Genomic DNA, 24,781 nt, shown 5'->3' on the forward strand with positions numbered 1-24,781 from the left:
AGTATTTGTGGGCTTTGCCCACACCCACAACCTTTAAAAAGGTTGACCAAATTTTTATTTTCGAGTATAAAGTCCGTAATAATTCAAGCAAAAATTTCCTGACCGTTGCTAAACCATAATTTTCTTATTCACGACAAAGACTTGATAGCAGTCGGAAGTTAAACACTCTGAATTTTCCCTATGTTTTCTACTCGGACAAAAAATTTAAAAAATTTTGAATTTCCCTTTTATTTGTCACGATGTTGTCATTATCGGGGTGCTATACTATAGTCACAGATTAAGAGTTACACAAAACAACAACTCAAACAAACTTTCAAATAAAAGGAGAAATTATTATGACAAACACAATGACTAATACAACAGCAGGTATGACAAACTCAACAAATACAGGTTGCAAAATGAAATGGCACAAGTTCACAATCTACTTTGCACTGTTCGTTGCCGCCATTTCATCAGCCTTTTCATCAATTTCGTATTTTAACGGACATATTCACACCGCAATTAACGGTTCAAACATCATTTACAACAGTGCGGAAATTTACGCACAGCACCCAATGATGCAAACATTTGACATTCTTTTTGGTGTCTTCTCTGTACTTATGGCTGTTTTCTACATTGTAACAAGATTCAAGCTTGCCGGCTTTAAGAAAAACGCACCTAAGCTTTTATATGCAGCTCTCGGTGTATCGTCATTTATCGGCATTGCTTATGCACTTACTTCAATCATTGTTCTCGGTTTTTCAATGACACACATTATTACTATCATTGGCTCAGCAATCATAGGTATTATTGAAATCGCAATTTATGCAGTATATTACAGCAAGAGAAGCGAGCTTTTCACAAACTAATTAAGCCTTTCCCTAAACTTCAAATAAATAATTACCCAAGCGAAAACGCAGTCCAAAACATAAGGACTGCGTTTTTGCATTAAATAAAAGTATTAACAAGCCAAAGCGGCACATAAGTCAGAGCAAACACACCAATTGATATTAGGGCGTGTATAAATTTTTTCTTAAATAAACCTTTCGGAGGATCAGGTTCATAGGCTCGTGTTGTGTATAATTTTAAGCTATAACCATAAGAAAACAAAAAAGTAAGCAACATGACTATTACGCTTATATATGTGAGCGTTACAATGCAAAACCGGTCTCTTTCCTTGTAACTGTAATATAAGAAAAACAGCGAAAACAGAAAAAAGAAGACCTCCAATGCGTAAATTATCAGTATCTTTCTGCCATAGGTTGCATAATTCCACGCAGGGTGTTTTTGGGGTCTGCAGCTCTCATCCATATCACCTATTTTATCAAAATATTCCGTATGCTCAACAAACTTTAAAACGAGAACAATCAGAGCAGAGATACAATAAAAAATATAACCGCTGGTATAAACAAAAAAACGAGTATGGGATAAACTTACAGTGTACTCAAAATCTTTATTAGCTGCAAATAACAGCGTTGAACCCATCGCACACAAGTTAAACATAAGATATTTTATCGGAATAATTATGCTCTGGTCGGTTTTGCCAATGGTTTCCCGCAGGGAGTTGACCGAGCAAAAAATAATGAGTGCCGTCAGAAACAGCACCATAAAAAGGTCATACCAATGGTGGTGCAGAGAAAACCTGTAGCAGGGTACTCCGCTGTAAAACAAGCTTCCAAAGAAATATGCCGTTCGTCTTGTAATCAACGAATACACTATGTTGGCAAGTGTGATTAAAATCGTGGCAAACTGCACACCGGCAAGCAATTTATATGCAAGCTGAAACTTCGGTTTGCGTACTTTGTAATTGTAATCTTTTGCATCAACAGCCGTCCAACCCATACACATCCCACATTTCACAAAAGTATATCTTTTCATAATAATACCACTGCAAAAAGTAAATTTCAATACCAGAAATTTGCCCAAGATGTAAAAGCACCAACAACTTAGTAGCGGTCGGGAGTTAAAAGATTTACAATGTGCATATGCTTTCTACTTGAAAATAAAAATTTGGTCAACCTTTTTCAAAGGTTGTAGGTGTGGGCAAAGCCCACAATACTTTAGATTATATAAATTTTTTGATAGCAAAACAGCTTGCGGTTTTGCGGTTCAATCGCCAATGGCAAAAGCCTTATAATTGCGTCAGCAACACAAAAATTCGTTCTTATTTAATAAAAATTATTTCTTTATAATGGCTGTCGCCTGTTTTATCAAACTTTGCTTTAACATACAAACAGCGTTGCTGTTTGTGCCATATGAAATGCGATAGAAACAGCTTTTTTGGGCTTTGCCCAAACCCACGAACCTTTAAAAAGGCTCGACCTAAATTTTATATTATTTATCCAAACTATCTGCTAAATCATAATTTAATTATCAAACTTATCATCATAACAAAAGACCAACCCGACAAAGGTTGGTCTTTAATATTTCGATATCCAATTAAACTGCACTTTCAAGTAAAATTAATCGCTTACTTTGCCATACAGATTTTTATAAAGCATAAACAATGCGATTGAAATCAAAAGGAAAAATGCTGAGCATGCAAGCATCGCTACTAACATATTGTTAGCAAACGCTACAAAAAGCATATATGTTGCTCTTGAAGCAATGTTGAATGTATTGATTTTTCCCGAAATTAAAATCACCGCCGGCAACACTGCTGTTGTAAGGAATGTTGCTGAGGTTGCGTAGCATATATATCGTACCGCTCTGTGCTTCCACTTTGAAGTAAGCACAATAATTACACAAAGCAAGGCAATCATCACAAGACAAAATCCGATAACATACGGAATAATTGTCTTTAAATTCTGAAATCTGCCCGCAATTCTGCCAAAGAAAGGCAATTCAAGCGACTGCTTATAAATTTTAGCCGCCTCATTTATAAGATAATCACGATTTTCCTGTGACACGCTTGCAGGGTCAATTCCCTTTTTAGAAATATAGCTGTCAAGCGAGGTATTGAAAGCCTGCTTGAATGCGGTCTTATCAACCACACTTCCGTCACCCGAATAATAATCGTCAAGGTAATTAGAAGTATCGTTATGGAGCATAACTACATCAAGGAAATCCTCAAAAAAATCCTCATCAAGTCCGCTTGCGTAGCCAAGGTCGGTAAGACTTCTTGTGATTTCAGTTCTTTTTTCCGCAAAATAATTGCATGTATCCATTGTGTCAAGCATAAAGCTTTCATTTAACAATGTAAACTGAAGTACACCTGCTACCGTAAGAGCAGTAAGCAATATAGCCATAATAAAGGACAATATAAGATGAATTATTTTTTTTATATTAGAGGAAGTTGAGTGCTGCATCACATACCCTCCTCTGCTGATTTAACTATAACAGGGCCTGAAACATACTTTGCGTACACAAAAAATCTCTGGTCTGTAAGACCAAGCTCATCAAAAGGATAGCAAGTGTACATAATGAGGTTTTCTGTATCTGCCGAGAGGTCATAGGCTGATGTATCGGTTGCCTTTTTTACCGCAGTAGAGGTAATTTCGTAGGTATAGTTGCCGTAGCTTGTCTTAACAACTACCTGCTGTCCCTTTTCTGCGTTTTTTAGTCCGTTAAAGTATGTATTGTTGTGACCTGCCACAAGAATAGTTTTTCCATAGCCCGGAATAAAGCTGCCGTTATAAACGCCAACGCCGTTTCTGAGCACAACATTGCTGTCACCAAAGAAAAGCTTATTTTCGATTGAGCAATCCTCAATGATAAGCTCACCAAACTGTTCACCGGTCTTTGGGTATTCTATATCATTAATTGAAATTTTTTCACTGGTATCATTCGACACCGGCACAAAAATGTTATTATATTCTGTGGAATAGTTCCTTGCCGAGTCAGAAAACATTAATCCTGCCGCAGCCAATAAATTAGCTGACGGAGAAATAGCAAGGTAGGCTATTAAATAAATTGCCACAAAAAATATAGAGGGAAGAATTATAAAACTCTTCCCACCAATTTTTCTATGCCTGTGTCCGATATTTGTATCAGACATTAAATCAAGCTCTTTCTTTTTTCTTAGCTGTAAGAACAACTGTTGCACCGGCTGCAATAGCTACTGCTGAGCCTGCTGCTACTGCGATTGCAAGTGTGTTTACATTTGCACCTGTTGTAGCGATAGCTGTGCTTGAAGTAACTGTGTTACCCTTGCTGTCAGTTGTAATCTTTGTGCTAACAATAGCGTTACCGTTCTTATCTGTAGCAGAAACAGTCTTTGTAGCCTTATCATAAGAAACTGTTACGCCTACAACATTAGCAGCCTTCTGGCCATAACCGAAAAGCTCCTGCTTCTGAGCAGCGTTAAGCTCCTTAACACTTGAAGCACCCTGTGACTTGAGGTAATTCTCGCCAGCCTCGATGTCTGCGATGATTTCCTTAGACTCAGCGTCTGTCATATCAATAGTGTTGAAGTAGTTTTCTGCCTGATTGAGCATCTCTGTTGCATTTGTTACAAAACCATCGTTATAGCTTGCGTTTACAGAAGAGAGCTTGTCAAGAACAGCCTGCTCTGCACTATTAATGCCTGCAGCAAAAGCTGGAACGCTTGCCATAGCAACGATTGTTGAAGCTGCAATAATTGCTGATAACTTTTTCATTTTTATACCGCCTCTCTTAATTTTATAAGCGAACCGCAATAGCTTAAGTAATGCTAATATCCGCTTTATAACAGTATTCTAACATAAATATTGTTATTTGTAAATACTATTTGTTAAAATTTAGGAATTTTTATTTCTTCTATGTAAACAAAACTGTTTATAGGATATTTTTTGTCATTATTCACGAATTTTCTTGTCTGACATGCACTCAACAAGCACTGCTTTCTGAGCGTGGAGTCGGTTTTCTGCCTCTTCAAAGATTTCGTTGGCGTGAGCCTCAAAAACATCGGCAGTAATTTCCTCACCACGGTGAGCCGGCAAGCAGTGGAGAACCATACACTCAGGATTTGTAACATCCATAAGCTCCTTGTTTACCTGATAGCCTGCAAATGCCTGCTCTCTGATCTTCTTCTCCTCTTCCTGTCCCATAGACGCCCAAACATCTGTGTAAACAACATCAGCGTTCTTTGCAGCCTCCATTGGGTCTTCAACGATTTCAAAGTTGCCGTTGCCGTACTTTTTGCCGAACTCAATGATGTGCTCAGGCGGCATATAGCCCTTAGGACAAGCTGCTGAGAATGACATACCTGTGCTGAGTGCACCAACGATAAGTGAATTCATCATATTGTTGCCGTCACCGATAAAGCACATTTTAAGTCCCTCAAGCTTACCCTTGAACTCACGAATTGTCATAAGGTCAGCGAGTACCTGACATGGGTGGCAGTAATCTGTAAGACCGTTGATAATCGGAATAGAACCGTACTCGGCAAGAGCCTCAACCTCTTCCTGCTTAAAGGTTCTGATCATAATACCGTCAAGGAAACGAGAGAGAACTCTTGCGGTATCCTGTACAGGCTCACCTCTGCCAATCTGTAAATCATTTGATGAAAGGAAGAGTGGGTAGCCGCCGAGCTGTGTCATACCAACCTCGAAAGATACTCTTGTTCTTGTGCTTGACTTCTCAAAAATCATACCGAGAGTTTTGCCTGCAAGAATTTTATGCTCAATGCCGTGTTTCTGCTCATATTTAAGCTGGTCAGCAAGGTTGAGTGTATTGATGATTTCTTCTGTTGACCAGTCCTCAAGTTTAAGTAAATGCTTCATTTTAATTCTCCTTTAATGTTTTATCAAGAATAGCAAGTGCTGCGTCAATTTCTTCTTTAGTAATGTTAAGCGGCGGCAACATTCTGAGAAGTGACTTTGCAGTAATGATAATAAGTCCGTTTTCTACGCATTTAGCTGCAATATCGTGAGCGTCTGCGTTCTCAAGCTCAATGCCAATCATAAGACCCATTCTGCGAACTGCCTTTACGCCGTTCATTTTAAGAACCTTTTCCTCAATATACTTGCCCTTAGCCTCAACCTCTGAAAGGAACTCAGGCTTTGAGATTTTGTCAAGCACATAGTTTGCACCTGCACAAACAACAGGATTTGCACCAAAGGTTGTGCCGTGTGTTGACGGTGACATAACATCCTTAAGCTTTTCGCCGCAAACGCAAAGACCGATTGGAAGTCCGCCGCCAATGCCCTTTGCAACTGTGAAAATGTCAGGCTTTACATCGTAATTCTGGAAAGCAAAAAGCTTGCCTGTTCTGCCTGCACCTGTCTGCACCTCGTCAACGATAACTAAAATATCCTTTTCGTTGCAGAATTTAACAAGGCTCTGCACATAGTCCTTGTCAAGGATATTCACACCGCCCTCGCCCTGTATAAGCTCAAGCATAACCGCACAGGTTTTGTCGGTTACGGCATTTTTAAGAGCGTCAATATCGTTTGCATCTACATATGAAAATCCCTGTGTAAACGGGAAAAAGTAGTTATGAAAAACATCTTGTCCTGTAGCTGAAAGAGTGGTTACTGTTCTGCCATGGAAAGAATTGTTGAGAGTGATAATCTCATTACGCTCTGAGCCGTATTTGTCAAAGCTGTATTTTCTTGCAACCTTGATTGCACATTCGTTAGCCTCAGCACCGCTGTTGCCAAAGCAAACCTTTGAAAAGCCTGTGAGTGTACAAAGCTTTTCGGCAAGATTGCTTGCCTGTGGGCAATAAAAATAGTTAGACATATGCTGAATTGTGCCTGCCTGCTCGCTGACTGCCTTTACCCAGCCGTCCTCGCACCAGCCAAGGCTGTTTACACCAATGCCTGACGCTACATCTATATATTTTTTGCCGTCCTCATCATAAGCAGTTGCACCCTTGCCGCTTTTTAAAGCTACATTATATCTGCCATAGGTGTGCATTATGTACTGCGAATCTTTTTCCTTTGTGTTCATTCTCCCACTCCCCTTTTAGGTGTTGTCTATATCTTCATTATTAAAGGAAAAAACAAATATGTCCTCACGCTTTTTAAAGCCGAAATCCTGCCAAAAGCTCTGACCTGTGGTGTTGTTCTGATAGCAGAAGATGTGGGTTTTGTCTATTCCCTGATTTTTAATCGCCTCGATAGCACTTTTAGCAAGCTCGTGTCCGATTCTTTTTCTTCGGTAATCCGGCAGAACCGCCATATGGTGAATAAATCCTCGTCTGCCGTCATGACTTGCAAGAACAGTACCTACAATTTTGCCGTCAATAACGGCAACCTTGCTCATACCCTCACTGCGATTTAGGTAAGACTCAATTTTAGCCTTTTCGTCTGCCTTAGACAAGGCTCTTTTAGAGGTAATTTGCCAAAGGGCGAACACCTCTTCGTAATCTGCTATTGTCATTTCTCTGATAGTCATATCTGTTTCCCTACTAACTGCCCAAATTTATTAATAGAACATTGTGCCGATACCCTCATCACTGAACATCTCAATGAGGATAGAATGTTCGATTCTGCCGTCAATAATATGTGCTCTGCTTACGCCGCTTCTTACTGCCTCAACACAGCAGTCAATCTTAGGAATCATACCGCCCTTGATGATGCCCTCACGCTTGAGCATAGGCACTTCACTGACATTTACAACAGAAATAAGCGAATTTTCATCGTTTACATCTCTTAAAAGTCCTCTGATGTCTGTCATAAGAATAAGCTTTTTAGCACCGATTTTAGCTGCAATGTGAGCGGCTGCGATGTCTGCGTTTACATTATATACATTACCGTCATAGCCGTTTGCAACTGTAGCGACAATAGGAATATAACCGTTGTCAATAACATTTTTAAGCGGCTCAGGATTAACCTCTTTAATCTCGCCCACATAGCCGAGATCCGCACTGGTGACAAGCTTTTCAGCCATAAGCATATTGCCGTCAAGACCGCAAAGACCGATTGCCTTGCCGCCGTGCTTTTCCATAAGCTGAACAAGGTTTTTGTTTACCTTGCCTGCAAGCACCATCTGCACAATATCAATAGTTTCTTTGTCGGTAACACGCATTCCGTTTTCAAACTTGCTTTCCTTACCAACAGCATTAAGCATTGCATTTATTTCAGGGCCTCCGCCGTGAACAAGCACAACATTTACACCTACAAGTCGCATAAGTGCAATATCGCTCATAACGGCACTTTTCAGTTTATCGTTTACCATTGCGTTGCCGCCGTATTTTACTACGATTGTTTCACCGCTGAATTTGCGGATATACGGCATAGCTTGTATTAAGACTTTTGCTCTTTTGTTAGTATCCATTTTCATTACCCCTGAATATAAATTTAATGCCTGTTTGATTTTTAGTTTGTTTGTAAGAGTTGGATAAATAATAAAAAATTTAGGTCGAGCCTTTTTAAAGGCTCGTGGGTTTGGGCAACGCCCAAGAAAAGTTTTGCTTATTACAATTTATAAGGCACAAACAGCATTGCTGTTTGTGTGTTAAAGCAAAGTTTGAAAAAACAGGCGACAGCCTTTTAAAATAAATAATTTATAAATTAAAGAAATGTTTCCTTTTTATGATGCTATCGCATTTATATGGCTTTTGCCATCGTGTTTAAGTCGCAAAACAGCAAGCTGTTTTGCTATCAGAGTTTTGCGTAAGCAAAAAGTTATGTGGACTCTGTCCACACCTGCAACCTTTAAAAAGGTTGACCAAACTTTTTTGTTCGGGAATAAAGTCTGTAATAATTCAAACAAAGTTTTCCCAACCTCTGCAAACAACACATTCCGAAATTATCCAACATACAAAACAGAACTTAAATTAAGTTCTGTAGTCACCGTTGATTTTTACATAGTCATAAGTAAGGTCACAGCCATAAGCCTCGGCATAACCAAAGCCGTCATTTAATGACACAAGAATGTTGATTTCCTTTTCAAGCAAAATTTCCTTTGCCTTCTCCTCTGAGAACTCAACGCCTGCACCGTCCTTGCACACAAGGATATTGCCCTTTGCAGACTCAAAGGAAACATCAACCTTTTTAACATCTACATCTGCACCGCTGTAGCCGATTGCACAAAGTACTCTGCCCCAGTTTGCATCAGAGCCGAACATTGCCGCCTTAACAAGGCTTGAGCCGATAATGCTTTTTGATACCTTAATAGCATCCTGTTTGCTCTTAGCACCCTCAACCTTGCACACAAGAAGCTTTGTTGCACCCTCGCCGTCACCGGCAAGCTTTTTGGCAAGTGCTCTGAATGCTGCGGTGAGTCCGCTTACAAATGTATAGTAATCTTCGTTTTTGTTGGTAATCATCTTGTTGCCTGCCTTGCCGGATGCCATAATAGCAAGGGTATCGTTTGTAGAGGTGTCACCGTCAACGCTTACCATATTGTAGCTGTCCTCAACTGCCTCACGCAAAGCCTCTCTGAGCATATCGGAAGAAACAGCCGCATCGGTTGTAACAAATGAAAGCATTGTACCCATATTAATATGAATCATACCGCTGCCCTTTGCGATACCGCCGATTGTAACAGTTTTGCCGTCAAGCTCCATCTGCATAGCCATTTCTTTTTTGACTGTATCTGTAGTCATAATAGCCTCGGCTGCGTCTGTGCCGCCCTCTTTTGTAAGGTGACCCTTCATATAAACACAAGCCTTTAAGATAGGCTGAATCGGAAGCGGCTGACCGATAACGCCCGTTGATGCAACAATAACATCTTCCGCCTTTACGCCGAGAGTTTCGCCTGCAATAAGGCACATATGATTTGCAATATCATAGCCGTTTGCGTTGCAGGTGTTTGCATTGCCTGAGTTTACGATAATTGCCTGAGCAACACCGTCCTCAAGGTGCTTTTTTGTTACCTCAATAGCAGAGCTTTTAACAAGGTTTTTAGTATAAACAGCCGCCGCAGTACAGGGAGTGTCGCAATAAATCAACGCAAGGTCACGCTTTGTTTTGTTTGACGGCTTGATTGACGCACAAATACCGGCTGCTGTAAAGCCCATTGGAGAAGTAACTGTGCCTTCGATAAATCTATAGTTTCCCATAATAAAGCCTCCATTTTGTAGTTTTTTGTTAATCAAATTGCAATATCATTGTAATCAATAATTAAAAAGCAGGCGGAACGATTACAAGACCTGTCTTTTCGTCAAGTCCAAAAATAATATTCATATTCTGAATAGCCTGACCTGCTGCACCCTTGACCATATTGTCAATAGCCGCACAGGCAACAAGCTTGTTTGCTCTCTTATCGTGATGAATAGAAACATCACAGAAGTTTGAGTAGCGTACATTGTGAATATCGGCACACTTGCCGTCATCAAGAAGTCTTACAAAGAATTCATCCTTGTAAAAGTCCTCGTAAGCTTTTCTTATCTGCTCAAATGTAACGCCCTCGTTGATGTCAGCGTAAACAGTAGCGAGAATACCTCTGTTTACCGGTAAAAGATGCGGCACAAATGTAATTGTTACATCTTCACCGGAAAGCTTTGAAAGCGTCTGCTCAATTTCAGGAGTGTGGCGGTGGCAGGCGACCTTGTATGCGTGAAAACCTTCGTTAAGCTCAGGGAAATGGTTGCCCTGAGTCGGCTTTCTGCCTGCACCTGTTACGCCGCTTTTGCAGTCACAGATGATGCCCTTTGTGCTGACAAGTCCGTTTGCAACAGCCGGAGCAATGGCAAGCGGAGAACAGGTAGTGTAGCAACCCGGGTTTGCAATTAATCTTTTACCCTTGATTTTATCTCTGAAAAACTCAGGAAGTCCGTAAACAGACTCCTCGTGAAGTTTTTTGTCAAGGAAAGTACCGCCGTACCATTCGGTGTACTCCTCCTCGCTCTCAAGACGGAAGTCTGCACCGAGGTCAATGAAAGCCTTGCCGGCACTGATGCACTTTTCGGCAAGCTCCTGAGAAAGTCCGTGTGGAAGTGCCGCAAAGATTACATCGCTCTTTTCAACAACAGCGTCCTGATCCTCGCAGACCATATCGTTTAAAAATGTATATGATGGGTAAACATCGCTCAGCTTCTGTCCCTCAAAAGAAACAGAACTGATAGCCGAAATCTCAGCCTCAGGGTGACCTGTAAGAAGTCTTACAAGCTCAGCACCGGCATAACCGGTAGCACCCACAATACCTGCTTTTATCATCTTAATCAATCCTTTGTATGTTGATTCTCTAAAGCTTTTCCTCAGAGGAAAGCCAATTAATCAATTATAAATTCTTAGCAATCTCAGCCACACGCTTTGCCTGTGCTTTTACATTCTCAGAGGCAGGGCCGCCGAATGCTTTTCTCTCGTTTGTACAGGTTTCAAGTGAAATTGCTCTGTAAACATCGTCATTAAATACATCGCAAACCTTTTTGTACTCCTCAATCGGGAGGTTTTCAAGGTCTGTGTTAAGTTCAATACATCTTGCAACAAGCTCGCCTGTTGCCTTGTAGGCATCTCTGAACGGAACACCGTTCTTTGTGAGCCAGTCTGCACAGTCAGTAGCGTTAATAAATCCGCCTGCGGCAGCCTTACGCATATTCTGTGGAATAACTCTCATTGTATCAAGCATAGGAGTAAAGGCTGTAAGGCACATTTTTACTGTATCTACAGCGTCAAAAATTGCCTCCTTGTCCTCCTGCATATCTTTATTATACGCAAGTGCAATGCCCTTCATAATTGTGAGCAATGTCATATTGTCGCCGAAAACTCTGCCGCTTTTGCCACGAACAAGCTCTGCAATATCAGGGTTCTTTTTCTGTGGCATAATTGATGAGCCGGTTGAAAATGCGTCATCAAGCTCAATAAACTTGAATTCCCAACTGCACCACATAATGATTTCCTCAGAAAATCTTGAAAGATGCACCATAATAATAGAAAGAACAGACGCAAATTCAATGCAGTAATCTCTGTCGGATACACCGTCAAGCGAGTTGTTGGTAATTCTCTCAAAGCCAAGCAGCTCGGCTGTGATTGTTCTGTCAATCGGGTAGGTTGTGCCGGCTAAAGCACAAGAGCCGAGCGGCATTTCGTCCATTCTCTTTAAGCAATCCTCAAGCCTTGACACATCTCTTAAAAGCATTTCGCCATAGGCTAAAAGATGATGACCAAAGGTGATTGGCTGTGCTCTCTGCAAGTGGGTATAACCCGGCATAACGGTTTCGCTGTATTTTTCTGCCTTATCGGCAATAACCTTGATAAGGTCAACAACGAGCTTCTTTACATTTACAACTTCCTTTTTAAGGTAAAGCTTAATATCAACAGCTACCTGGTCGTTACGGCTTCTTGATGTGTGAAGTCGCTTGCCGTTGTCGCCAATTCTCTTTGTAAGCTCACCCTCGATAAAGGTGTGAATGTCCTCTGCCTCCATATCAATATGGAGAGTACCGTTTTCAATGTCTGCAAGGATACCCTTTAATCCCTGCACTATATCCTCAGCCTCTTCCTCTTTGATAATGCCGCATCTGCCGAGCATTGTTGCGTGGGCAATACTGCCCTCGATGTCCTCTTTATACATACGGCTGTCAAATGAGATTGAGCTGTTAAAATCGTTAGTGGTTTTTGAAAGTTCCTTTTTAAATCTGCCCTTCCAAAGCTGCATATAATCACCTCAGGTTAATGAATGGTTGTTAAATTTTGCAATATTAACAGATAATATTGCTGTTTGAAAATATCCGTATAAACAACTGTCAGGGACAGAGAATCTCCCTGCCCCCGAACCGGAATAATTATTTTAATTCATACAAAAGTCTATAAGTACAAATTACTTAATAAGACCCTTTTTAGCACGAACCTTGATTGGAAGACCAAAGAGGTTGATGAAGCCTGCACTGTCGTTCTGATCGTAAACCTGATCCTCGTCAAAGGTTGCGATTTCCTCATCATAAAGTGAATATGGGCTTGTAACGCCTGCGTCAATGATGTTGCCCTTGTAAAGCTTTAACTTAACATCACCTGTTACATACTCCTGAGTGCTGTCAACGAATGCTGAGAGAGCCTCACGAAGCGGTGTGTACCATTTGCCGTCATAAACAAGCTCAGCAAATGTGTTTGAAAGATTCTTCTTGTAGTGGAGTGTATCCTTGTCAAGGCAGATTTCCTCAAGCTTGTTGTGTGCTGCGTAGAGGATTGTACCGCCTGGAGTTTCATAAACGCCACGAGCCTTCATACCAACAAGACGGTTCTCAACGATATCTGTGATACCAACACCGTTTCTGCCGCCGATTTTGTTAAGCTCTTTGATAAGCTCTACAGAATCAATTTCCTCGCCGTTAAGCTTTGTAGGAACACCCTTTTCAAATGAAATTGTAACATACTCAGCCTTGTCAGGAGCCTGCTCAGGTGAAACGCCAAGCTCAAGGAAGCCTTCCTTGTTGTACATTGGCTCGTTTGCAGGATCTTCAAGGTCAAGACCTTCGTGGCTCAAATGCCAGAGGTTTTTATCCTTAGAATAGTTTGTTTCACGGTTAATCTTGAGCGGAATGTTATGCTTTTCAGCGTACTCAATTTCATCTTCACGGCTCTTGAATTCCCATGTTCTCCAAGGAGCGATAATCTTCATATCAGGAGCGTAAGCCTTGATAGCAAGCTCAAAACGAACCTGATCGTTACCCTTACCTGTGCAGCCGTGGCAGATAGCGTCTGCACCCTCTGCCTTAGCGATTTCTACAAGTCTTTTTGCAATGATAGGACGAGCGAATGATGTACCGAGGAGGTACTTGCCCTCGTAAACCGCACCTGCTTTAACTGTAGGAATGATGTACTCATCAACAAATTCCTTGTTAAGGTCTTCAATGTAAAGCTTTGAAGCACCTGTCTTAATAGCCTTTTCCTCAAGACCGTCAAGCTCTGTACCCTGTCCAACATCACCTGAAACAGCGATAACCTCGCAGTTGTCGTAGTTTTCCTTTAACCAAGGAATAATAATAGAAGTATCAAGTCCGCCTGAATAAGCGAGAACAACTTTTTTAATTTTATTGTCAGCCATTTTTATTTCCTCCAAAAGAAATGATTTATATTACTCTTACATTATACGCTTTCTGTAGGAAAAATCAAGTATTTTTTGAATAATTATTCAGTAGTTTGTAATATTGTGAATTTTGCACTTATTTTCTTGCAAGTTCGGCAAGCTTTTACTGCAAATTAAACTTTACGGTCAGCATAAACTTTGAATAAATGTATAAATATGTATATATGCAGAAAAAATGAATATTCATTTTTTAAATTTATTTTTGCATAAAATGTATATTTTAATGAATATTCACACTGAATATTCATTTTTGATTGTTAATCAAAGTAAAACAAATCTTCAAATTTCTTGTCAAGTGCAATGCACAAAATCAAAGCAAGCTTTGCTGTAGGGTTAAACTGCCCTGTTTCAATAGAGCTTATTGTATTTCTTGACACACCCACAATTTTAGCAAGCTGAGCCTGCGACATTCCTTTATCATTGCGAATTTGTTTTAGATTATTTTTTAGTATAAGTTTATCGTCCATATTGCCTCTAATTTATGCGTTAATTAAGCTGTAAATATAACCTGCTGACATAAAAGCAACACATATTGTGTAAAGTATAGCAACCAAAAGCTCGTGCTTTCTGTGCATTTTAATATACTTCACCCAGAAACCTGCCATAGGCATTGCAAACACAACAGCATACAAACCGTAGTTCATACCACCGCCGGCAAATATTTGTAAAATAAAAAATACAGTAGCCAAAACTGCTGCAACAATACAAGAATATTTATAGCCTGAAACAAGCACTTCTTTTTCATAAATATCCTGATTTTTATTCTCTTCTCTGCTAAGTTCTAAAATTTTTTCCTTATCCATAAAAAGCATCTCCTTGCCAAGTTTTATTGTCAAGCACATTATAACATTGCAAAGTAAACTTGTCAATAGATTTTTAATTTAATTTTCTTATATCACTAAATACAAGCAAGTAAAAATGTTAATAACTATGTTAACGGTTGTTAAATAATTCTTGCAGCGGTTTTCATCAAGAGCATACATATTGTCACACTAAAAATGCCCGACTGTTTTTACATAGTCGGGCAAGGGTTTATAAAATTGCAAGGTTTCTTTTCCAAATTAATATTCTTTTTACAGATTCATCAAGTCTGGCGGTTGTGATTTCTCCGTTCTGCACAGCGGCGAGAAGTGCCGGATATTCGGAGTCAATATCTCCGCAGCACAGGAAGTCGTTGCCTGCCTTAAAAGCGGCAACCGAGAGTGTCTCGTAAATGTCAAGGGCATCAACGGCAAACATATCAAGGTCATCGGTCATAACAACTCCGTCAAATTTAAGCGTATCCCTTATAACCTCGTGCACAGACTCAGAGAGCGAAGCGGGGTTTTCGCTGTCTATTGAATTTACTATGAGGTGTGACACGAGAATACTGTCTGCACCTGCGTCTATGCCTGCCTGAAACGGCAGAAAATCATTGTTTTGCAGTTCGGAATACACTCTTCCGTCAGTTGCCGACGAATAATGAGTATCACCGTTATTGCCATAGCCCGGGAAATGCTTGAGCACAGTACCAAGGTGCTTTTCCTTGCTTGCCTTTACTACTGTGTCAACAAATCGGCTTGTGCTGTCGGCATCACTTGAAAATGACCTGTAGTACATAAAAGCGTCGGGGTCAGATGTGATGTCGCACACAGGTGCCATATTTACATTCACACCGAGTGAAAGCAGAAACTCCGCCTTATCGTAGGCATCATCTTCAATGGCACTCCAGCCGCCGTTTGCAAATGTATTGCTCGGCGAAAGGTACGGAGTATCTCGCAGATTTGTATTGTCGCTTGCACGCACAACCGTACCGCCCTCTTCGTCAGTGCCGATAATAAGCGGAATTGTAGATGCCGACTGCATAGCTTTTACTGTGACATTCACCTCGTCCTTAGTTTTGCCGTCAAAGTCAACACCAAACAGCAAAACTCCACCGATATGGTAATTGTTGATTGCATCGGTCATATCGTTACCCCTGCAATTCACATAAAAAAGCTGTCCCACCTTTTCCTCGACCGTCATTTTAGAAACCATATCGTCAATGTCTGCATATGGGTCTGTGGGAGCGGTGGTTTCGGCAACTGTAGGAGCGGTGCTCGGCTCGGTCTGTGACTGTGCATCTGAACTTTCAGTCGAATTGCCGCAACCCGCAAATACAGTGGCAAGCATTGCCGCTGCAAGTACAGAAGTTATAATTTTTTTAGTTTTCATTTTATCCCTCATTTAAAAATTTCTACTGATGTATCCGCCACATAATCGTCTTTAAAAGCTTTCATCTTTTGCATATGCGGTGTGGCAAGGTGTGCCTTTTGCAATTTTTCGGACTGCCATTTTTCCACAAGCAAAACTTCATTTTGTCCGCCAAAAGTAGGCACAAAGTAGTCATACGCAATACAACCGTTTTCACCCTGCACAACCTCGGGAAATCCCTCGTCTTTGAGTGCAGACAAAAAGTTCTGCATTTTGCCGTTTTTTATTTTATATCTTACAATAAGTGTTATTTCGTTCATTGTATTTCCCCTTTTGGCTTTCTGAGCGTTTTAAAGGTTTCAAAATAAAAGAATTTATCTATGTATGTGCCTATTATACCAACTGCCTTGCCCATTGTAAAGGCTGCAAGTATTGTTCCTATGCCGAGCCCGTCAAGGTAGCCAAGGCAGAAGAAAGTAAGTCCTGCCGTAATTGCAAGACAGGTGAGGTCGTAACCGATTTTGATTTTCGGATAACCCACCTTTGTAATATCCGAAAGCTCTCTTGGGAACAGGTCTGTAGGAATAATCGGAAGCTTACAACGGTTTGAAAGTGCAATTCCAATGCTTATGAGAATATAGCTGGCTATAAAATAGACAATGCACAAAAACAGATTTTTCGGCAGAATATTTATCCATAATTCGTGCAAATCCATACATTCGCCAAAAGCAAAGCCTACTACAAAGCTGAAAAGGTAGTTTGGTACAAAGCGTTTACGCATTACCATAAGACTTAGCACAAGTATGCCTTGAAAAATATAAGTCCATGTGCCGAGCGACAAAAACGGCAGTACCTCCGAAAAGGCATATGGTACGCTTGAAATTGCGGATATGCCTGCACCGGAGTAAAGCATAAGCACCACGCCGAAGCTATTGATAATTACGGCAATAAGCAATGCAAGCTCGCCACGAAAAAGTCTTTTTTGTCCTTGTTTTTCTTCTTGTTCTGATTTTTCTTCCATAATATCAACCCCATAAAATAAATACCTATATTATTTTACTGCAACGCTTATAAAAAATCAATGTGTAAGATTCTATACTAAATGTTGAGGGGCATTAAATTATGGCTTTTATTACGAGAAGATAGTTTGCAAAATAATAATTTTCTTTTTCCCGACAATGACTCGGTAATGGTCGGGAGTTAAAAGTTTTGAGATTTGCCTAAATTTTCTACTCGGACATAAAAATTTGGTCAACCTTTTTCAAAGGTTGTGGGTGTGGGCAATGCCCACAAATACTTTTCTATTACGCAAACAGCCTGCTGTTTGGTGACTTGAACTCAACAGCGTGAGCATTATAACTGCGACAGCATCATAAAAAACTGTTATTATTTATAAATGAATTATTTCTTTTAAATGGCTGTCGCCTGTTTTATCAAACTTTGCTTTAACACACAAACAGCGTTGCTGTTTGTGCCTGAAAATTTGCAATAGAAACAACTTTTCTTGGGCGTTGCCCAAACCCACGAGCCTTTAAAAAGGCTCGACCTAAATTTCTTTGTCCGAGCAGAAAACATAGACAATTTTAAAACTTTAGCTCCCGACCATTACTAAGTTATTGTCGGGAACAAGAAAACTATTATTTAGCAAACTATCTTCTCATAATAAAAACCACAATTACCAAACCGCAAGAATCTATTAAACACAGTACCCGTTTTTACAAAACAAATTTTCAGATGACTGCAAAAACTCCGACCAAGAAATATTCCTCGGTCGGAGCTGCGTTAAGTATAAATTTTTATTATTGTCCTGCTATTGCTTGCTGCAAGGTAGTAACATCTCTTACATCACGCTTACCGTCAAAGTTTGTATCTGCGTAATAATACTGGAGCGAATCAAGCTCAGCATCTCCGGAAATGTACTGTTGAAGTAAAGTAACATCGTTTACATCCACCGTGCTGTAAAGGTCAATATTTCCGAATCGCAAGATGCTTACACCGGAGCCGGTAGTACCGCCGCCACCGCCGACTGCATTTTTTGTGCGGTAAGAATATGTTGTGCAGTAGTCTGTTCGTTCATTAATTTTAGTAGAAAGATAAATTTCCACGCAACCGTCCTTATCCGGAACTACTCCTGTTACAGCACCGCCGCTCTGGAAGTACAGGGCTGAATTAAAATATCTGCCTTCTTTTAAATCTTCGTATTTGAATTTATAATCGTGATTACCAACACTTGAGAAGTTCTCTGTGTGCGAGCCGTCCTCGTTAAAATAATCCGGAGCTACCTCGTGAAGATTTATTTTTGCCTTAACATATCTTCCGCCTTTATCATCAAATGTAAAGGTTGCATATATGTTACCAGAACCGCTTTTAAAATAGCGGGAGTATTTTTCGGTAGGCGGCATAAAAAGTGTTTTGTCACCGTCTTTACAGTCAACAAACTTCATTGAGTAGCTTTTTTGGGTATCGCCTCCCTTAAATAATACTCCATTTGTATAATCGGACGGAATATTGTACGCCGAAACCAAAAGTGTGTTATCTGCTATATTCTTTATTGAACCATAAATCTCAACACCCTTATGCGGCTTAACGGTTTTTGCGTTTACGGTTACTGCCGCACCTGCCGTCAACACCGCACAAAGAGCTAAACATACAAATTTTTTCATTTTCATACTCCATTATTCTTATTTAGCAATAGCCTGTTGTAAGTCTGTAACATCTTTGATATCTGTTTTACCGTCACGGTTTATGTCAGCGTAAAAAAGCTGAAGTGAGTCAAATTCCGTATTACCGGCAAGGTATCTCTGCAAAAGTGTAACATCGTTTACATTTATACTGCCCTCAAGGTCAATATTACCAAAGGTAAGCATCGGCACATACAAACTTATTATTCCGTTGTTATTAGGGAAATAAGTTGAAAATGCGGTTTCTGCATCAAGTCCTGCCTTTATGTAAATTTCCACGCAGCCGTTTTCGTCAGGTGCAACACCGTTTGCCACACCGCCACTAAAGAAAGTGAGATTGGATTCATTTTCCCTGAGAGTGTAGGTTACTCCATTTCCGTATGTATCAGTATACGAACCGTCGCTGTTAAAATAGTTAGAAACCTCGCCCAGCTTTACCCTCAACTTTACATACTCACCGCCTGTATTTGCAAAGGAATAGCCTGCATAGGAATTTCCGCTGCTGCAGCCGTTCGACAAAACAAAGCGAGTATATCTTTCACTCGAAGGCATTGAAATAACAATGTTTTTCCCTATGCAATCCTTGTATTGCACAGTATATTGTTTTTCTGTATTTTTGCCGTAAAAACACACGCCACTAAGCGAGTTTTTGCTAAGATTATAGGTAAACACATTTAAGGTATCGTTTGCAAGGTCCACCCTTGAATCAAGCACCTGTACGCTTTTGTTCTCCTTAATTGTAGCCGCATTTGCAGTAATTACCGAGCCTGTCGCCATAACAGCCACAAGTGCTATGCTTAAAAGTTTTTTCATTGATTTTCTCCTTGATTTAAAACAAATTAAAGTTTAATATCCATAATATTCGGCAACGGCTGTCTGCAAAGCCGTAACATCAGATATATCCTTATGACCATCACGGTTTATGTCTGCATAAAGCAACTGAAGTGCGTCAAATTCCGCATCACCGGAAAGATATTGCTGTAATAGCGAAACATCGTTTATATCGACCGAGTAGTCAAAATTAAGATTACCGAATGCAAGTTCATCTATAAAATGTCCGATGCCGCCGCCTCCGCCGCTTGAAAGTCCTACAGCATAACCGTAATCGGTATAGTATCTTACTCCTCTGTTTACTTTTGTACTTATATAAAAGGTAACACAACCGTTGCTGTCCGGGGCAGTTCCCGTAAAAACTCCGCCACTTTGGAAAAACAGTACGGAATCATAATATCCGTCCTTTACCTTTTGATAAGTAAAATTGTATGTGTGTCCCGATTGGGTGTGTGTACCGTTGCTGTTGAAATGGGTTGGATCAATGACCGACAACTTTGCTTTTACTTTAATGTACTCTCCGCCTGTCTTTGTCAAATCTACCGTAGAAGCACCACCCGAACCGTTTGCAACGCATGTCCAAATATCATACGCTTCGTTGGAGGGCAAAGTAATTGTCTTTGGGGCTGAATTATAATTTTTAAAAAGATATTTATAGGTCTTTCCTGTTTTGTCGCCCTCAAGCATAAATCCGCCCGTTTGTGCTTTGCTCATATTGTATGTATAGATATATATATTATTATTTTTGGTATTTATTGTCGAACCTAAAATTTCTATACCCTTGTGCTGCTTTACCTCCTTGGCATCTGCCGCATTGGCAGTAATCACCGAGCCTGCCGCCATAACAGCCACAAGTACTGTGCTTAAAAGTTTTTTCATTGTTTACCCTCTTTATTTTTGTGTTAAGGCGTCCTGTAAGGCTGTAACATCTCTTACATCTCGCTTGCTGTCACGATTTATGTCTGCATGGAACATCTGCCAAGAATCAAGCTTTATGTCGCCTGAAAGATACTGCTGTAATGCTGTAACATCGTTTACATTGACAAAATAGTCCTGATTTATGTTACCAAATGTAAGCTGATTCACGGCATAGCCGTTTGTACCGCCGCCACTGCCGATTGTATTTCCCTTGCAGTAATTATAATCTGTATAAAATCTGACTCTTTCGTCAACCTTTGTGCTTACATAAATTTCAGCATATCCGTTTTGATCGGGTGTAACTCCCGTAAATACTCCTCCACTTTGGAAAAACAGAACGGAATCGTAATATTGACCTTTGCCGAGATCTTCATAGGTGAATTTATAGTCGTGTCCCCTACTGGTGTGTGTACCGTCATCGTTAAACATAGAAGATATGGCAGAAAGCTTAATACGCACCTTGGCATATTCTCCGCCTGCATTTCTAAAATCAACATACTGGCTTCCGCTTGACGAACCGCCGACAACTGTATAAATATTATATGCTTCGGTTGACGGCATAGCATATACCTTTGGTGAGGAAATACTGTCTTGGAACATATATTTATATTCATTATTTGTGGTACTTCCCTTGAGTTTTACTCCGCTTCTTGGGGAATTGCTCATATTGTATGTGTAGATTGTGGCTGTGTTGTTCTGTGTTTTAATTGATGAGCCTAAAACTTGAAAGTTTTTATTCTGACCTGCCGCCGCGTTGGCAGTAAGTACCGAGCCTGTTGTCATTAATGCACAAAGTGCAATGCTTATTAATTTTTTCATCTTACTCTCCTCAGGGTAATAAATTTATAGAAAATTCTTACTTTAAAAGCTCCTGCTGAAGCTGTGTTACATCGCTTACATTGCAAAGTCCGTCACGATTAACATCGGCATAGAATGACTGTAAATTGTCAAATGATACCGAACCTACAAGGTACTGCTGTAATGCGGTAACATCGTTTACATCAACATCACCTGTGAGATCAATATTACCAAATGTAAGCTTTTCTACTGCTCTGTGTGACACACCAATGTCTGTATTGTTTTTATTATTCTTTCTTTCAACAAAGTATGTGCTGTATGTTGTAGGACTGCCGATTTTTGTTCTTATATATACCTCTACTCTGCCTTTTTCATCAGGAGAAGCGGCAGAAACAACATTACCGCTTATAAAATAGAGTGTTGAATCCAAAAATCCCGTATCGGTGGTTTCACGCATAAATTTAAACAGCTTTTCCTCATTGTGTGTATAGCCCCAATGGTAGCCTCTTGTAGTAAAATAGTTACGGTCAAGGTATGAAAGATTTATGCTTACCTTTACATATTCATCACCCAAATCGTCAAAATTAAACTTTTTCAGATTGTGACTTTCGCCATATATTAATGTTTTGTAACAATAATATTCCGCACCCTTTGTAGTGTTAAAGGTTTGCGGTGAATCTATAAGCTCCTTAAATTTAACCTTAAAGATTTCTTTTCCCGAATCCGTTGAAGTATTCATAAAATATGCACCGCCCGAAGAATGCGAGCCTATATTATATGTATAAAAATTTATCGTGCTGTTTTTGGTGTTGATTTTGGAATCAAGCACATCAACATAGCTGACTATTCCCGGAGGTGTAGTGGCGTTTACCCGATTACCGAACCCGCTGTCATTAATGCACAAAGTGCAATACAAATTACTTTTTTCATTATTTATCCCCTCAATAGAAAATTTTTGTAAAACAATAAAGTTTTTACATATTCAAGCAATATTATACAATATACAAAAAAATAAAGCTACATTGCAAAAAGCCGAATTTTTAATTCGGTAACAGAAAAAATACTACACTTTGCACATAGACCGGATTTTTCCTTGTTATTGATGATGTTTTGTGCTATTATCTTTTTGAAAGGCGGTTATATTATGATGAATTTCTGCTGTCCTGTCTGCAAGAAAGAACTTGCTCTTGACGGGCGAACATATAAATGTGAGAATAACCACTGTTTTGACTGTGCAAAACAGGGATATGTAAATCTGCTGCAAAGTAATAAATCCAAAAACAAGCGTCATGGTGACGATAAGCTGATGATAGAGGCGAGAACCGAGTTTTTAAATACAGATTCGTACAAGCCTTTGTGTGACCTTATGTGCGAGCTTTTACAAAAATATGTGCCGCAAAATGCCTGTGTGCTTGACGCCGGCTGTGGCGACTGCTATTATACCGAAAAAATCGAAAAATCACTTGCCGGCAAAAGTACAAGCATAATGGGGGTGGATATTTCAAAATTTGCCCTGATTGCAGCGGCAAAACGCAGTAAGAATATCCGCCTTGCCGTAGCAAGCGTGTTTGCACTGCCTGTGGCTGATAATTCGTGCGACGCTGTGCTGAATGTCTTTTCACCTTTTGCTCCCGATGAATACCGCCGAGTGCTGAAAAACGGCGGTGTGCTGCTAAGGGTTATTCCGCTTGAAAACCACCTCTATTCGCTTAAAAAAGCAATTTATGACAATCCACTTAAAAATCCTGAGGAAAACAAGGAAATAGACGGCTTTGAGCTTACAGAAAGCAGGGAGCTTAAATACAGTATTTCGCTTAACAACAACGCAGAGATTGAGAGCCTTTTCAAGATGACTCCTTACTACTACAAGACCTCTCGCACAGACCAGCAAAAGCTTGAGAAATTAAACAATCTTAGAACAGAAATTGAGTTTTGCGTGCTTGTATATAAAAAGGCATAACTGCGATAAATACTGAGGTTTTTAAAAAATATTTTTTAAAATTACACATTAGGATACAGAAGAATAAGAGAGAATACAAGCGTATTTTAAAGTTTGCATTGCGGTAAATTAAATTTTTGCAAAAAAGTGTTGACAATGCAAAATAAATGTATTATAATTCTAAGGCACAAGTAATTAATAGGAGGATTAGTTATGTCAACATATTTAGCTAAAAAAAGCGAAATTGAACGCAGCTGGTATGTAATTGATGCAGCTGGCAAGCCACTTGGCAGAGTTGCTACTCAGGCAGCAGTTCTTTTAAGAGGCAAGCACAAGGCAACATTTACACCAAATGTAGATTGCGGTGATCATGTAATCATCATCAACTGCAAGGACGCTGTATTAACAGGCAACAAGCTCACTCAGAAGAAGTGGCAGCGTCACACAGGCTATATCGGCCACCTCAAAGAAACACGTTACGATACTCTTATGGCTACAAAGCCAACAAAGGCTATGGAACTTGCTGTTAAGGGTATGCTTCCCAAAAACACTCTCGGCAGAAACGCTCTCCTCAGACTCAGACTCTTTGAGGGTGCGGAACACAACCATCAGGCTCAGAAGCCTGAGATGTTAGATGCTTAAGAAGGAGGCGGAAATTAATGTACGATAAGGCACCTTATTTTTACGGTACAGGCAGAAGAAAAAGCTCTGTTGCCCGTGTAAGACTGTACCAGGGCACAGTTAAAATCACAATCAACGACCGCGATATCGACGATTATTTCGGTCTTGAAACCCTCAAACTCATCGTTAGACAGCCTCTCGCGCTTACAGAGACTGACGAGAAGTTTGACGTAGTATGCCGTGTTTCAGGCGGCGGCGTAACAGGTCAGGCTGGCGCAATCCGTCACGGTATCTCAAGAGCACTCCTTCAGTATGACAGCGACGCACTCCGTCCTGCTCTTAAGAAGGCTGGCTTCCTCACTCGTGACCCGAGAATGAAAGAGCGTAAGAAATACGGTCTCAAGGGAGCACGTAGAGCGCCTCAGTTCTCAAAACGTTAAAAGAGTTTTATATTCTTATTCCGTTTATTTACTCCAAGACTGCAAGTTTGTGGTCTTGGAGTTTTATTTTACGTTTTGAGAACTTCGGGTCCTCGTCGGCACAGCCGACTGCGGCGGAGCTAAAAACAGTGCACCGCACTGCTTTCTTAACGCTCCTACAGTTCTCAAAAAGATAATCATATATTTTGGTTATTTATCAGACCTTTCGAGAAATCGAGAGGCCTGTTTTTTGTTGTTATTTTAACCTAAAAAATCTTTGCAAGTATTGAATAGTTTGTAAAAATATGTTATACTTACGATATAAAAAGGCGGATTTTGCCGCTTTTTGTAATCACAGTAAAAACGAGGGGATTTTATGAAAAAAACACTTTCTTTAATAATCATCGCTTCAATGCTTATAGCGGTTTTTTCGGGTTGTGGATTTTTCCAGCAGCAGGGCTTTGAGATGAACAGCAAGGAGCTCACTCTTACCGTTGGCGATTCAAAGGTGATCTCTGTTGTGCCCG

The 24,781-nt window shown here is 40.1% G+C and carries 26 protein-coding genes; 4 read left to right on the plus strand and 22 right to left on the minus strand.

All coding sequences use genetic code 11. The features are described from left to right. The first annotated feature begins 335 nt into the window (after positions 1-335). A complete protein-coding gene (locus ACJMMI_RS07170) occupies positions 336-848 on the plus strand; it encodes a hypothetical protein (protein WP_405354571.1) in 513 nt (170 codons plus the stop codon). A gap of 79 nt (positions 849-927) precedes the next feature. On the opposite strand, the gene ACJMMI_RS07175 is transcribed toward ACJMMI_RS07170, so the two are convergent. From ACJMMI_RS07175 to ACJMMI_RS07280, 22 genes are all read right to left on the minus strand, one after another. After that, on the minus strand, positions 928-1,857 hold the full coding sequence (locus tag ACJMMI_RS07175) for a hypothetical protein (RefSeq protein WP_405354573.1): 930 nt from the start codon (positions 1,855-1,857) through the stop codon (positions 928-930). 584 nt (positions 1,858-2,441) lie between these two features. Continuing rightward, a complete protein-coding gene (locus ACJMMI_RS07180; RefSeq protein ID WP_405354575.1) occupies positions 2,442-3,287 on the minus strand; it encodes a hypothetical protein in 846 nt (281 codons plus the stop codon). Further along, entirely contained in the window at positions 3,287-3,976 is a 690-nt protein-coding gene (locus tag ACJMMI_RS07185) for a class D sortase (RefSeq protein WP_405354576.1), read from the minus strand. Before ACJMMI_RS07185 ends, ACJMMI_RS07180 begins: the two co-directional genes overlap by 1 nt. A 4-nt stretch (positions 3,977-3,980) precedes the next feature. After that, positions 3,981-4,577 (minus strand): hypothetical protein, encoded by a 597-nt coding sequence (locus ACJMMI_RS07190; protein ID WP_405354578.1) that lies wholly within the window; start codon positions 4,575-4,577, stop codon positions 3,981-3,983. A gap of 177 nt (positions 4,578-4,754) precedes the next feature. Next, positions 4,755-5,681 (minus strand): ornithine carbamoyltransferase, encoded by a 927-nt coding sequence (gene argF / locus ACJMMI_RS07195; RefSeq protein WP_405354580.1) that lies wholly within the window; start codon positions 5,679-5,681, stop codon positions 4,755-4,757. Position 5,682: 1 nt separating this feature from the next. Continuing rightward, complete coding sequence (locus ACJMMI_RS07200) at positions 5,683-6,852, minus strand: aspartate aminotransferase family protein (protein ID WP_405354582.1); 1,170 nt, start codon at positions 6,850-6,852, stop codon at positions 5,683-5,685. A gap of 15 nt (positions 6,853-6,867) precedes the next feature. Next, positions 6,868-7,299 carry a GNAT family N-acetyltransferase gene (locus tag ACJMMI_RS07205; RefSeq protein WP_405354583.1) on the minus strand — a complete coding sequence of 144 codons (432 nt, stop codon included), beginning with the start codon at positions 7,297-7,299 and terminating at the stop codon, positions 6,868-6,870. Positions 7,300-7,329: 30 nt separating this feature from the next. Continuing rightward, positions 7,330-8,187, minus strand: a complete 858-nt coding sequence (argB, locus tag ACJMMI_RS07210; RefSeq protein WP_405354584.1) for an acetylglutamate kinase — start codon at positions 8,185-8,187, stop codon at positions 7,330-7,332. 496 nt (positions 8,188-8,683) lie between these two features. Beyond that, a complete protein-coding gene (gene argJ, locus ACJMMI_RS07215) occupies positions 8,684-9,910 on the minus strand; it encodes a bifunctional glutamate N-acetyltransferase/amino-acid acetyltransferase ArgJ (protein ID WP_405354585.1) in 1,227 nt (408 codons plus the stop codon). Positions 9,911-9,971: 61 nt separating this feature from the next. Then, entirely contained in the window at positions 9,972-11,006 is a 1,035-nt protein-coding gene (gene argC, locus ACJMMI_RS07220) for an N-acetyl-gamma-glutamyl-phosphate reductase (RefSeq protein WP_405354587.1), read from the minus strand. Positions 11,007-11,070: 64 nt separating this feature from the next. Next, entirely contained in the window at positions 11,071-12,447 is a 1,377-nt protein-coding gene (gene argH / locus ACJMMI_RS07225) for an argininosuccinate lyase (protein WP_405354589.1), read from the minus strand. A 162-nt stretch (positions 12,448-12,609) separates the two neighbouring features. Beyond that, positions 12,610-13,833 (minus strand): argininosuccinate synthase, encoded by a 1,224-nt coding sequence (locus tag ACJMMI_RS07230; protein ID WP_117706802.1) that lies wholly within the window; start codon positions 13,831-13,833, stop codon positions 12,610-12,612. 299 nt (positions 13,834-14,132) lie between these two features. Further along, positions 14,133-14,342, minus strand: a complete 210-nt coding sequence (locus tag ACJMMI_RS07235; protein ID WP_405354590.1) for a helix-turn-helix transcriptional regulator — start codon at positions 14,340-14,342, stop codon at positions 14,133-14,135. 12 nt (positions 14,343-14,354) lie between these two features. Then, the gene (locus tag ACJMMI_RS07240; protein WP_405354591.1) at positions 14,355-14,678 is read right to left on the minus strand and encodes a DUF6442 family protein; all 324 of its coding nucleotides are present in this window, start codon (positions 14,676-14,678) and stop codon (positions 14,355-14,357) included. 229 nt (positions 14,679-14,907) lie between these two features. After that, positions 14,908-16,068: a glycoside hydrolase family 3 protein gene (locus ACJMMI_RS07245; RefSeq protein ID WP_405354592.1), complete on the minus strand. Its 1,161-nt coding sequence runs from the start codon at positions 16,066-16,068 to the stop codon at positions 14,908-14,910. An 8-nt stretch (positions 16,069-16,076) separates the two neighbouring features. Then, positions 16,077-16,367 (minus strand): putative quinol monooxygenase, encoded by a 291-nt coding sequence (locus ACJMMI_RS07250; protein ID WP_405354593.1) that lies wholly within the window; start codon positions 16,365-16,367, stop codon positions 16,077-16,079. After that, on the minus strand, positions 16,364-17,068 hold the full coding sequence (locus tag ACJMMI_RS07255) for a DUF6198 family protein (protein WP_405354595.1): 705 nt from the start codon (positions 17,066-17,068) through the stop codon (positions 16,364-16,366). Before ACJMMI_RS07255 ends, ACJMMI_RS07250 begins: the two co-directional genes overlap by 4 nt. Before the next feature lie 778 nt (positions 17,069-17,846). Then, positions 17,847-18,710 carry a dockerin type I repeat-containing protein gene (locus tag ACJMMI_RS07260; RefSeq protein ID WP_405354596.1) on the minus strand — a complete coding sequence of 288 codons (864 nt, stop codon included), beginning with the start codon at positions 18,708-18,710 and terminating at the stop codon, positions 17,847-17,849. 18 nt (positions 18,711-18,728) lie between these two features. Next, complete coding sequence (locus ACJMMI_RS07265; RefSeq protein WP_405354598.1) at positions 18,729-19,541, minus strand: dockerin type I repeat-containing protein; 813 nt, start codon at positions 19,539-19,541, stop codon at positions 18,729-18,731. Positions 19,542-19,574: 33 nt separating this feature from the next. Beyond that, a complete protein-coding gene (locus ACJMMI_RS07270; RefSeq protein ID WP_405354599.1) occupies positions 19,575-20,438 on the minus strand; it encodes a dockerin type I repeat-containing protein in 864 nt (287 codons plus the stop codon). 12 nt (positions 20,439-20,450) lie between these two features. After that, a complete protein-coding gene (locus ACJMMI_RS07275) occupies positions 20,451-21,296 on the minus strand; it encodes a dockerin type I repeat-containing protein (RefSeq protein ID WP_405354600.1) in 846 nt (281 codons plus the stop codon). 37 nt (positions 21,297-21,333) lie between these two features. After that, positions 21,334-22,014, minus strand: a complete 681-nt coding sequence (locus ACJMMI_RS07280; RefSeq protein ID WP_405354602.1) for a dockerin type I repeat-containing protein — start codon at positions 22,012-22,014, stop codon at positions 21,334-21,336. Between the two features lie 405 nt (positions 22,015-22,419). On the opposite strand from ACJMMI_RS07280, the gene ACJMMI_RS07285 reads away from it, so the two are divergent. From ACJMMI_RS07285 to rpsI, 3 genes are all read left to right on the plus strand, one after another. Continuing rightward, the gene (locus ACJMMI_RS07285) at positions 22,420-23,235 is read left to right on the plus strand and encodes a putative RNA methyltransferase (RefSeq protein WP_405354603.1); all 816 of its coding nucleotides are present in this window, start codon (positions 22,420-22,422) and stop codon (positions 23,233-23,235) included. A gap of 192 nt (positions 23,236-23,427) precedes the next feature. Next, positions 23,428-23,856 (plus strand): 50S ribosomal protein L13, encoded by a 429-nt coding sequence (rplM, locus tag ACJMMI_RS07290; protein WP_405354604.1) that lies wholly within the window; start codon positions 23,428-23,430, stop codon positions 23,854-23,856. Positions 23,857-23,873: 17 nt separating this feature from the next. Beyond that, entirely contained in the window at positions 23,874-24,275 is a 402-nt protein-coding gene (rpsI, locus tag ACJMMI_RS07295) for a 30S ribosomal protein S9 (RefSeq protein ID WP_405354605.1), read from the plus strand. Positions 24,276-24,781: the final 506 nt, after the last annotated feature.

The sequence above is a fragment of the Ruminococcus sp. genome (assembly GCF_045129435.1).
Taxonomy (GTDB): Bacteria; Bacillota; Clostridia; order Oscillospirales; family Acutalibacteraceae; genus Ruminococcoides.